General features: G+C 63.4%; 11 protein-coding genes. 9 read left to right on the top strand and 2 right to left on the bottom strand.

The features are described from left to right. Positions 1-22: 22 nt before the first annotated feature. Entirely contained in the window at positions 23-1,174 is a 1,152-nt protein-coding gene (gene dprA, locus DDE20_RS08090) for a DNA-processing protein DprA (RefSeq protein ID WP_116557983.1), read from the bottom strand. Positions 1,175-1,364: 190 nt separating this feature from the next. Beyond that, positions 1,365-2,807 (bottom strand): metalloprotease TldD, encoded by a 1,443-nt coding sequence (gene tldD, locus DDE20_RS08085; protein ID WP_116557982.1) that lies wholly within the window; start codon positions 2,805-2,807, stop codon positions 1,365-1,367. A gap of 213 nt (positions 2,808-3,020) precedes the next feature. On the opposite strand from tldD, the gene coxB reads away from it, so the two are divergent. The 9 genes from coxB to DDE20_RS08040 all read left to right on the top strand — a co-directional run bounded on the left by coxB (position 3,021) and on the right by DDE20_RS08040 (position 10,691). Beyond that, complete coding sequence (gene coxB, locus DDE20_RS08080) at positions 3,021-3,896, top strand: cytochrome c oxidase subunit II (RefSeq protein WP_165814460.1); 876 nt, start codon at positions 3,021-3,023, stop codon at positions 3,894-3,896. Positions 3,897-3,960: 64 nt separating this feature from the next. After that, a complete protein-coding gene (cyoE, locus tag DDE20_RS08075) occupies positions 3,961-4,920 on the top strand; it encodes a heme o synthase (protein ID WP_116557981.1) in 960 nt (319 codons plus the stop codon). A gap of 1 nt (position 4,921) precedes the next feature. After that, positions 4,922-5,131: a hypothetical protein gene (locus DDE20_RS08070; RefSeq protein ID WP_116557980.1), complete on the top strand. Its 210-nt coding sequence runs from the start codon at positions 4,922-4,924 to the stop codon at positions 5,129-5,131. Further along, positions 5,128-5,703 carry a cytochrome c oxidase assembly protein gene (locus DDE20_RS08065; protein ID WP_116557979.1) on the top strand — a complete coding sequence of 192 codons (576 nt, stop codon included), beginning with the start codon at positions 5,128-5,130 and terminating at the stop codon, positions 5,701-5,703. Before DDE20_RS08070 ends, DDE20_RS08065 begins: the two co-directional genes overlap by 4 nt. Positions 5,704-5,781: 78 nt before the next feature. Further along, on the top strand, positions 5,782-6,585 hold the full coding sequence (locus DDE20_RS08060; protein ID WP_116557978.1) for a cytochrome c oxidase subunit 3: 804 nt from the start codon (positions 5,782-5,784) through the stop codon (positions 6,583-6,585). A 174-nt stretch (positions 6,586-6,759) separates the two neighbouring features. Then, positions 6,760-7,440, top strand: coding sequence for an SURF1 family protein (locus DDE20_RS08055; protein WP_116557977.1), 681 nt, complete (start codon positions 6,760-6,762; stop codon positions 7,438-7,440). Between the two features lie 10 nt (positions 7,441-7,450). Beyond that, positions 7,451-8,839 carry a threonine synthase gene (thrC, locus tag DDE20_RS08050; RefSeq protein ID WP_116557976.1) on the top strand — a complete coding sequence of 463 codons (1,389 nt, stop codon included), beginning with the start codon at positions 7,451-7,453 and terminating at the stop codon, positions 8,837-8,839. Next, positions 8,839-10,098 carry a M16 family metallopeptidase gene (locus DDE20_RS08045; RefSeq protein WP_116557975.1) on the top strand — a complete coding sequence of 420 codons (1,260 nt, stop codon included), beginning with the start codon at positions 8,839-8,841 and terminating at the stop codon, positions 10,096-10,098. Before thrC ends, DDE20_RS08045 begins: the two co-directional genes overlap by 1 nt. Continuing rightward, a complete protein-coding gene (locus tag DDE20_RS08040; protein WP_116557974.1) occupies positions 10,098-10,691 on the top strand; it encodes a GNAT family N-acetyltransferase in 594 nt (197 codons plus the stop codon). Before DDE20_RS08045 ends, DDE20_RS08040 begins: the two co-directional genes overlap by 1 nt. The last annotated feature ends 17 nt before the right edge of the window (positions 10,692-10,708 follow it).

Here is a 10,708-nt window from a genome sequence, read left to right as displayed (position 1 = left end):
CGGCCGGTGATCAGGCGCGTGATCAGGCGCGCGACAAAAGCCCGCCGGGTTGGCGCAGGACGCGGCCATCGAGTTCGAGGAACAACAGCGCGGCGGCGACGGTGGCGCCGGGCTGGCCGAGGTCGCGCAGCAGTTGGTCCTCGGCGACCGGCGCGGGGCCGAGGCTGTCGAGGATCATCCGGTGCAGGGAGAGCGTGTCGAGAGGTTTCGCCGGTGGCCGCTGGGGGGCGTGTTGCGGGGTGTCGGACAGGTCGGCGGATGGCTGGGTGCGGGGGGCGACACTGTTTTCCAGCGCTTCGATCACATCCGCCACATCGCGCACCAGCACCGCGCCGCCGCGGATCAACTGGTTGCAACCCGCTGCGCGCGCGTCGAGCGGATGGCCGGGCACCGCCAGCACCTCGCGGCCCTGATCGAGCGCATCGCGGGCGGTGATCAGACTGCCCGATCCCTCGGCGGCCTCGATCACGATGACCGCGCGGGCGAGCCCCGAGATCAGCCGGTTGCGGCGGGGGAAATGGCGGGCCTGTGCCTGCAGCCCTATCGGTTGCTCGGAAATGCGCAGCCCCTGATCGGCGATGGCGGCGGCGAGGGGGGCGTTTTCCTGCGGATAGATCATATCGACGCCGCCCGCCATCACCGCCACGGTGCCGGATTTCAGCGAGGCGCCATGCGCGGCCGCGTCAATCCCGCGGGCGAGGCCGGACACGGTGGTGAAACCGTGAAACCCCAGCCCCTCGGCGAGTTTGCGCGCGGTGCGCAGCCCGAGGCTGGAGGCATTGCGCGCGCCGACCAAGGCCACGGCAGGCTGCTCGAGCAGGCGCAACTGGCCCATCACCCAGAGCACCGGCGGCGGATCACTGAGCGCGGCCAGTGCGGCGGGGTAATCGGGATCACCGAGACAGAGCAGATGCGCGCCTTTGGAGCGGCCGAGGGAGAGTTCGCGTTCGGCGGCCTTATGGGTGCAGGGGGTGTAATCGCTGAGCCCCGAGGCGCGCGCGATGCCGGGCAGGGCCTCGAACGCGGCGGCGGCAGAGCCATGTTCGGTGAACAACCGGAAAAACGTCGCCGGACCAACGCGGCGAGAGCGAATGAGACGGAGCCACAGCAGCCGGTCTTCTTCCGTGGTGGGTGGGGTGAAGGGTCTGGGAGAAGAAAGTTTATTCCCGTCCATGTGCGCCTCGCCTCATTCAAATTTGAGCCTGAGGCAGATAGGTTAACAGAATGTAAACAAAAGATGTTCAACCTGAGGTAATTGATGTTCAATTGAGGGTTGAGTGCGAAAAAAACCGATAAAATGCGGCCAATCTGCCGGTAAGGTGCGTGGAATCACGCACCCTACGCCCGCCGCAGGGGAATCACCCTTAGGAGACGCCGCCAATCGTCAGCCCGCCGATCAGCAGGCTGGGCTGGCCCACCCCGACCGGCACCCATTGTCCGGCCTTGCCGCAATTGCCGATACCCGGGTCCATCGCCATGTCATTGCCGATGCCGCGCACATTGTTCAGCGCGCTGGGCCCGTCACCGATCAGCGTCGCACCCTTCACCGGCTCGCCGATCTTGCCGTCGCGCACACGGTAGGCCTCGGTGCAGGAGAAGACAAATTTACCCGAGGTGATATCCACCTGCCCGCCGCCGAAACCGACCGCCCAGATGCCGTCTTTCATGCTGCGCACCAGATCGCCCGGCTCGCCATGGCCACCAAGCATATAGGTGTTGGTCATCCGTGGCATCGGCGCATGGGCATAGCTTTCGCGGCGCCCGTTGCCGGTGGGTTTGACCCCCATCAGCCGCGCGTTTTGGCGGTCCTGCATATAACCGACCAGAATGCCGTCCTCGATCAGCACATTGCGGTTCGACGCGGTGCCCTCATCGTCCACCGTCAGCGAGCCGCGCCGGTCGGGGATCGTGCCGTCATCAAGCACGGTGACACCGGGGGCGGCCACGCGCTCGCCCATCAGACCGGCAAAGGCCGAGGTCTTCTTGCGGTTGAAATCGCCCTCGAGCCCGTGGCCCACCGCCTCATGCAGCAAGATACCGGGCCAGCCGGGGCCAAGCACCACATCGAGCGATCCGGCGGGGGCGGGGGCGGCATCGAGATTGACGCAGGCGACGCGCAGCGCTTCCTTGGCGATCGGTTGCCAATGGTCGGGCTCCATCAGGCCCGAGAGGCCAATCCGCCCGCCGCCGCCGTAATGGCCCGATTCGCGGCGGCCCTCACGCTCGACAATCACCGCGATGGAGATCCGCGCCATCGGGCGGATGTCATGGGTCACCCCGCCCTCGGGGCGCAGGATCGCGACTTCTTGCAGCGAGGCGGCCAAAGAGGCGGTGACCTGCACCACCCGCGGATCAAGGCTGCGCAGATAGTCGTCGATCTGGCGCAGGGTCTCGATCTTGGCGGGGAAACTGGCGTCCGAGATCGGATCGGCATCGGTGTAAAGCTGGCGATTGGTGCCAGCGGGCGCATCGGCCAATGTGCCGCCGCCTGCGCCCACCGCCAGCCGCGCGGTGGCGGCGGCACGTTTCAGCGCGGCTTCGGTGATCTGGGTCGAATGGGCGTAGCCCGCGACATCACCGCGCACCGCGCGCAGCCCGAAACCCTCGGCGGCGTCATAGCCCGCCGAGCGGATACGCCCGTCATCCAGCACCAGTGATTCGGAGCGCCGCCGCTCGAGAAACAGCTCGCCGTCATCGGCACCGGCGACGGCCTCGCGCAGTGTGGCAAGCGCCTGATCCCGGTCGATCATCGTTTCAAACGGATTAAAAATGTCGGTCGCGACCTGCGACTTTACGGCTGCTGGCATGAAAAATCCTTTCGCTTCAGGGGCACGCGTCTATGACTTAGGTCAAAACGTGGCGATCTGAAGCATGGGTTTGGCTTGTTCTGCCGAAGCTAATATGATTTTAGAAGAGAGGGAAACCGCCGATTTGTGTTTGCGCCTCCTGATGCAGGTCGCTTGGACGGTAATTTCGGCGGAAAGAATGACGGGCGAAGCGCCGCGTAAGAACGGGAACACATGATGCATCTTTTCAAGGACCACACACGTTTTGCTGCCGGTTTCGGTGGTGCGATGCTGTCGATTGTGGCGGCGGGTCAGGCGCTGGCACAGGATCTGCCGTTTCTGGGCGAGCCCCATAACGGCGGGCTGAATTTCCAGACACCGGCGACCTCGATCATGGCCGAGACCCAGTGGATCGACAATTTCGTGCTCTATATCATCGGCGCGATCACGCTGCTGGTCTGCGTGCTGCTGGCCTGGGTGATCATTTTCCACAACCGCCGCGCCAATCCGGTGCCCGCGCGCTTCTCGCATAACGCGCCGATCGAGATCGCCTGGACCATTCTGCCGATCTTCATTCTGATCGCCATCGGCTCGTTCACCGTGCCGGCGCTGTTCCGCTCGCAGGTCATGCCCGAGGCGGATGTGACGATCAAAGTCACCGGCTACCAGTGGTATTGGGGCTATGAATATGTCGACCATAACGTCGAATTCGCCAGCTACATGCTCGAGCGCGACGAATTGGCCGAGTTCGGCTATGAAGACCGCCATTACCTTCTGGCGACGGATTCGCAGGTTGTGGTTCCGGTTGGCCAGAATGTGGTGATGCAGGTGACTGGTGCGGATGTGATCCACTCGTGGACGATCCCCGCATTCGGCGTCAAGCAGGACGCGGTGCCGGGCCGTCTGGCGCAGCTGTGGTTCAATGTTGACGAGCCGGGCATCTATTTCGGCCAGTGTTCGGAGCTTTGCGGGCAGGCCCACTCGTTCATGCCGATTGTGGTCCGCGCAGTGCCGCAAGAGGACTATATCGCATGGCTGGAAGAGCAGGGCGCCGAGAATATGGCGGCATATACCGGCGAGGCTGCCATCGAGCTGGCGGCGAACGACTAAGACAGAATGACTGGCCGCGCCTCCGGCAAGATGGGGGCGCGGTCATTGAGTCCCAGAGGGTAAAATGAGCGACATTCAAGCCGACATTGCAGGGCAGACGACGACCGGCGAGGCCGGATTCGGCGATTATGTCCAGCTGCTCAAGCCGCGGGTGATGTCGCTGGTGGTGTTCACCGGATTGGTCGGCCTGTTGGTCGCGCCGGTGTCGCTGCATCCGATCGAAGCGCTGGCGGCGGTGATCTTTATCGCGCTGGGCGCCGGCGGATCAGGCGCGCTCAATATGTGGTGGGACGCCGATATCGACCGGGTGATGAGCCGCACGCAAAAGCGTCCGATCCCCGCGGGCAAAGTCACCGAGGGTGAGGCGCTGGCGATTGGCGTGGCGCTGTCGGGGATCTCGGTGGTGATGCTGGGGCTGGCGACGAACTGGCTGGCGGCGGGGCTTCTGGCCTTCACGATCTTTTTCTACGCCGTGGTCTATTCGATGTGGCTCAAGCGTTCGACGCCGCAGAATATCGTCATCGGTGGCGCCTCGGGGGCGTTTCCGCCGATGGTCGGCTGGGCCGCAGCCATGGGCAGCGTCAGCATCGAGGCGGCGCTGATGTTCATGGTGATCTTCATGTGGACGCCGCCGCATTTCTGGGCGCTGGCACTGTTCATGAAGGGCGATTACCACGATGCGCAGGTGCCGATGCTGACCGTGACCCACGGGCGCCGCACCACCCGCACGCATATTCTGGTCTATACCGTGGCCTTGGTGCCCTTTGCGCTGGCCGCTGCTTTCACCTCGATTGGCGGGCCGATCTATCTGGCGGTGGCACTGGTCCTGAACCTGTTGTTCCTGATCGGCGCATGGCGCATCTGGCGCCGCGCGGAACCTGCTGCCGAGGCCGATAAATACCACGTCGAGCGGCGCTTTTTCCGGCTGTCGCTGATCTATCTGTTCGGCCATTTCGCGGCCTTCCTGATCGAGGCCACCGCGCCCGCAGGGGCCTTGGCGGCCGCCATTGGTTGGGGGTTTTGAGATGGCAATCCATCAGGATCACGAGTTGCACACCCGTCGCTGGAGCCGCAATCTGGGCGTTGGCCTGACGCTGGCCGCCTTTATCGCGCTGGTCTTCGGGCTGACGGTGGTCAAAGTGCAGAACGGTTCGCTCATGCAGGGCGCCGATCACACCTACCGCAGCGAGATTGATCCCGCGAACCAAATGCCGGTGGCGGAGCCAGAGCAATGATCAACAGGTGGCGCAACCTGAGCGGCACGACCCGCACCGCCGTCGGCGCGGTGGCGGTGGTGCTGTTCATGGCCGGGATGGGCTGGGCGGCGGTGCCGCTTTACGATCTGTTCTGCCGCGTCACCGGCTATGGCGGCACCACGCAGACCGCTGGCGCGGGCTCGGAGGAGATCCTTGAGCAGACCGTGCGCGTCCGTTTCGACGCCTCGATCGAGCGCGGCTTTGCCTGGGAGTTCAAACCCGTCGAGCGGACCATGGAGTTGCGCATCGGCGAGACCGGTATCGCGTTCTACGAGGCCTATAATCCGACCGATGAAGTGATCGCCGGCACCGCCAGCTACAATGTCGCGCCCTATTCGGCGGGCAGTTATTTCATCAAGATCGACTGTTTTTGCTTCACCTACCAGGTGTTGCAGCCGGGCGAGCGGGTGTTGATGCCGGTGACCTTCTATGTCGACCCCGAGGTGGTGGACGACGTCGAAGCGGCCAGCATGCACACGATCACCCTGTCCTATACCTTCCATCCGACCGATTTGCCGGAACAACAGGCGGCGATGGTCGAGACAAACTAAACGGCTTCCGGTAGAACGGGGGCAAAGCTAGAAAGCCGCAACAGCGGTTCGAAACGGGAAAACCTGAGGGAACACACCATGGCGCACGAAAAGAACCATGATTACCACATCCTGCCACCATCGGTCTGGCCATTCGTCGGCGGGGTTTCGGCCTTCGTGATGATGGTCGGCGCGATCATGTGGATGCACGAATCCGGTCCGTGGATCTTCTTTATGGGTCTGATCGGCGTGTTCTACGTGATGTATGCCTGGTGGTCCGATGTGGTGGTCGAAAGCCATTCAGGCGATCACACGCCGGTGGTCTCGATCGGGCTGCGCTATGGCTATATCCTGTTCATCGTCTCCGAGGTGATGTTCTTCTCGGCGTGGTTCTGGAGCTTCTTCAAACACGCGCTCTATCCGATGGGACCGATGAGCCCGATCATCGACGGCGTGTTCCCGCCCGCCGGTGTCGAGACCTTCAACCCCTGGCACCTGCCGTTGATCAACACGCTGATCCTGCTGCTCTCGGGCTGTGCTGCGACCTGGGCGCATCACGCGCTGGTGCACAATGAAAGCCGCAAGGACGTGCAGCACGGGCTGATCCTCGCGGTGATCCTTGGCGGGCTGTTCACCCTGCTGCAGGCCTATGAATACAGCCATGCGGGCTTTGGCTTTGCCGGCAATATCTATGGCGCGAACTTCTTCATGCTGACCGGTTTCCACGGCTTCCACGTCTTGGTCGGCACGATCTTCCTGTTCATCTGCTATATGCGCGCCCGCTCCGGGCATTTCACCGCCGAGCGTCACGTCGGCGTCGAAGCGGCGGTCTGGTATTGGCACTTTGTGGATGTGGTCTGGCTGTTTGTGTTCGCCGCGATCTACGTCTGGGGCCAAGGCTAACCCACGGGATCACCGCAGATCTATGAGATCAGGCGCGGGGGGCATTTGGCCCCCCGTTGCAGTTTTGAGACCCGCAGCCCTGCGTGACAGGGCGCGTCTTGCCATGGCGTTGCCGGAGGCATATCTGGGCCGGGACCACCATAGAACCGGCGCCACAGGATTGGACCTTGCCTTATGCTAAAGCGGATGATCGGGCCGGTGCTATTCGGGATCATCGGGGTGGCGATCCTGCTTTCCTTGGGGAATTGGCAGGTCGCGCGGCTGGAATGGAAAGCCGCCATCATCGCCAATATCGAAGCCCGCATTCATGCCGACCCCGTGGCGGTGCCCGAGGCGCCTGACCGCGAGGCCGACCGCTATCTGCCGGTCGAGGCTGCGGGGCGCTATACCGGCGAAGCGGTGCATGTGCTCTCGAGCCAGCGCGAGCGCGGCACCGGCAGCCGTGTGATCGCGGTGCTCGAGACCGAGACGGGGCGGCGCCTGCTGGTCGATCGCGGGTTCATCTCGGATGCGGCGCGTCTGCAAGAGGAATTGGCGGCGCCGCAGGCCGAGGTTACTGGCAACCTGCTTTGGCCGCTGGATTCCGACAGTTTCACCCCCGCGCCCGATCTGGACCGTGATCTGTGGTTCTCGCGCGATGCCGATCCGATTGCGGAGTATCTGGATACCGAGGCGATTATGATCATCGCGCGGGAGGATGCGCCGCGGGTGCAGGGGCTCGTGCCGGTGCCGATCACCACCGCCGGGATCAAAAACGATCATTTCGGCTATGCCGTCACGTGGTTTTCGCTGGCCTTTGTCTGGGCGGTGATGACAGTCATTCTTGTTTGGCGTATCAGGCAACAGACGGCCTGAGGATATCCCTATGAAATACATCTCCACCCGTGGCGCGGCCCCTGAATTGAGCTTTGAACAGGCGATGCTGACCGGGCTAGCCCGCGACGGCGGCCTGTATCTGCCCGAGAGCGTGCCCAGCCTGAGCCATGCGCAGATTGCCGCGATGGCAGGGCAAAGCTATGAAGAGATCGCCTTTACGGTGATGAAGCCGTTTATCGGCGACACTTTCACCGATGCCGAGTTCAAGACCCTGATCGCGCAGGCTTACGCCGGTTTCGGGCATGATGCGCGCGCGCCGCTCAAACAACTGGCGCCCAATCATTTCCTGCTGGAATTGTTCCACGGCCCGACCCTGGCGTTCAAAGACTTTGCCATGCAGTTGATCGGGCAGTTGTTCCAAGCCTCCTTGGGACGCTCGGGCGAGCGGGTGACGATTGTCGGTGCGACCTCGGGCGACACCGGTTCAGCGGCGATCGAGGCGTTTCGGGGCCTGAGCAATGTCGATGTCTTCATCCTGTTTCCGCATGGCCGTGTGTCCGAGGTGCAGCGCCGCCAGATGACCACCGCGGCGGACGCCAATGTGCATGCGCTGGCGGTGGACGGGGATTTTGACACCTGTCAGGGCCTCTTGAAGGATATGTTCAACGATTTCGAGTTCCGCGACCGGGTGCGGTTGGCGGGAGTGAATTCGATCAACTGGGCGCGGGTGTTGGCGCAGGTGGTCTATTATTTCTCCTCGGCGGTCAGCCTTGGTGCGCCACACCGCAAGGTCAGCTTCACCGTGCCGACCGGCAATTTCGGCGATATCTTCGCGGGCTATATCGCGCGGCAGATGGGCTTGCCGATTGAAAAGCTGGTGATCGCCACCAACCAGAACGACATTCTGCACCGCTGCTTGACCACCGGCGTCTATCAGACCGACAAGGTGCATCCCTCGATCAGCCCGTCGATGGATATTCAGGTCTCGTCGAATTTCGAGCGCGCGCTGTTTGATGCCTATGGGCGCGAGGGCGCGGCGGTGGCGCAGGTGATGGATGAGTTGAAATCCACCGGGGCCTTTACCGTCAGCCAAGGCGCTTTGCAGGCGCTGCGTGAAGTGTTTACTTCCGGTCGCGTGTCCGAGGCGGAAACCTCGGCGAGCATCAAGACCACGCTGGCGCAATCCGCCGAGCTATTGTGCCCGCATTCCGCTGTTGGCACCGCTGTCGCCGTCGATCACCTTGGCGCGACGCCGATGATCACGCTGGCCACCGCGCATCCGGCAAAATTCCCCGATGCCGTCGAGGCTGCCACCGGCATACGTCCGGCGCTGCCGCCACGGATGGCAGATCTATTTGAGCGCGAAGAGCGCGTCACCCGCATGACCGGCGACCTTGCCGCCTTGCAAGCGCTGATCCTAGAGCGAACGGGGGCCTGATGCAGCAGATCACAACTCTGGACAACGGGTTTCGTATTGTCACCGAGCCGATGCCGGGGCTGGCCTCGGCGGCGGTCGGCGTCTGGGTCACCGCCGGTGCGCGCCATGAGCGCAGCGAGCAAAACGGCATCGCGCATTTCCTCGAACATATGGCATTCAAAGGCACCGCCAAACGCACGTCTTTGCAAATTGCCGAGGAAATCGAGGATGTTGGCGGCTATATCAACGCCTATACCAGCCGCGAGATGACTGCTTATTACGCCCGAGTTCTCGAGGCCGATGTGCCGCTGGCGATGGATGTGATCGCCGATATCGTGCTCAATCCGGCGTTTGATGCGCGCGAGATCGAGGTTGAGCGGCATGTGATCCTGCAAGAGATCGGGCAGGCGCTCGATACCCCCGACGATGTGATTTTCGACTGGCTGCAAGAGGCCTCCTATCCCGATCAGGCACTGGGGCGGCCGATCCTTGGCCCTGCCGAGCGGATCGCCAATTACGGTGCCGAGGATCTGCGCGGTTTTGTGGCGGGGCACTACGGGCCGGGGCAGATGATCCTGGCGGCCTCGGGCGCGGTGCATCACGACCGGATCGTGCGGTTGGCCGAGGCGCTGTTCGGCGATCTGCCTGCGGTCGAGATGCCGCTGGCGGAACCCGCGCGCTTTGCCTGCAATGAGCGGCGCGAGATTAAGACCCTCGAGCAGGCGCATTTCGCGCTGTCACTGGAGGGGCCGGGCTACCGCGACGCCGATCTGTTCACTGCGCAGATTTATTCTTCTGTGATGGGTGGCGGCATGTCTTCGCGGCTGTTCCAGAAGCTGCGCGAAGAGCGCGGGCTGTGTTACACGACCTTTGCGCAGGCCGGCGCTCATGAGGACACCGGCGCGCTGACCATCTATGCCGGCACCGGCGGGCGCGATCTGGCTGATCTGGCGATGCTGACGATTGATGAGTTGCGCCGCTCGACGCAAGATATGTCCGAGGCCGAAGTCGCCCGCGCCCGCACCCAAATGAAGGCGGGGCTGTTGATGGGGCTGGAAAGCCCCTCGAGCCGCGCCGAGCGTCTGGCGCGGCTGCTGGCGGTTTGGGGCAGGGTGCCAAGCCTGTCGGAGACCATCGAGAAGATCGACGCGGTTGATCTGGATGCGATCCGTGCATTTGCCGAGAAAACCGCCGCTTCGGGCCGGTTGAGCATGGCGCTTTATGGGCCGGTGGCGGATGCGCCGCCCTTGGAGGCGTTGCGCGAGAGGCTTGTCGCCTGATGCTGGGCCTTGTCCGCGCGCGGCGGCGGTTCCGGCTGGAAACCGAGCGTATGGTGTTGCGGCTGCCCGAACATGGCGATTACCGGCAATGGGCCTCATTGCGTGAGGCCAGCGCCGGGTTCCTGACCAAATGGGAACCGACCTGGTCGCCCGATCACCTGACCCGCCGCAGCTTTAGCGCGCGTGTGCAATGGGCAGCGCGGCTGCAGGCGCAGGGCACCGGATTGCCGGTGTTTCTGACCCGGCGCAGCGACGGGTTGCTGCTGGGCGCGATCACGCTGGAGAATATCCGCGGCGGTCCGGCGCAGGTCGGCACCATCGGCTATTGGATCGGCCAGCCCTTTGCGCGGCAGGGCTATATGCGCGAGGCGATCCATGGCTTGGTGAGCTATGCCTTCACCACGCTGGACCTGAGCCGCATTGAGGCCGCTTGCCTGCCCGAGAATGTCGCCTCGCGCAGCGTGCTGGAGAAATCCGGTTTCAAATACGAGGGTATCGCGCAGAGCTATTTGCAGATCAACGGGCGCTGGCGCAATCATGTGCTTTACGCCAATCTGCGCAGCGACCGGCGGGGGCGGACGAATGTCGGTTAATCGGCGGTTAGGCTTAA

The sequence above is a fragment of the Pararhodobacter oceanensis genome, from assembly GCF_003076755.1.
Taxonomy (GTDB): domain Bacteria; phylum Pseudomonadota; class Alphaproteobacteria; order Rhodobacterales; family Rhodobacteraceae; genus Pararhodobacter; species Pararhodobacter oceanensis.
The sequence above is the reverse complement of the archived record's forward strand: the minus strand, read 5'-3'. Positions and strand labels throughout refer to the sequence as shown.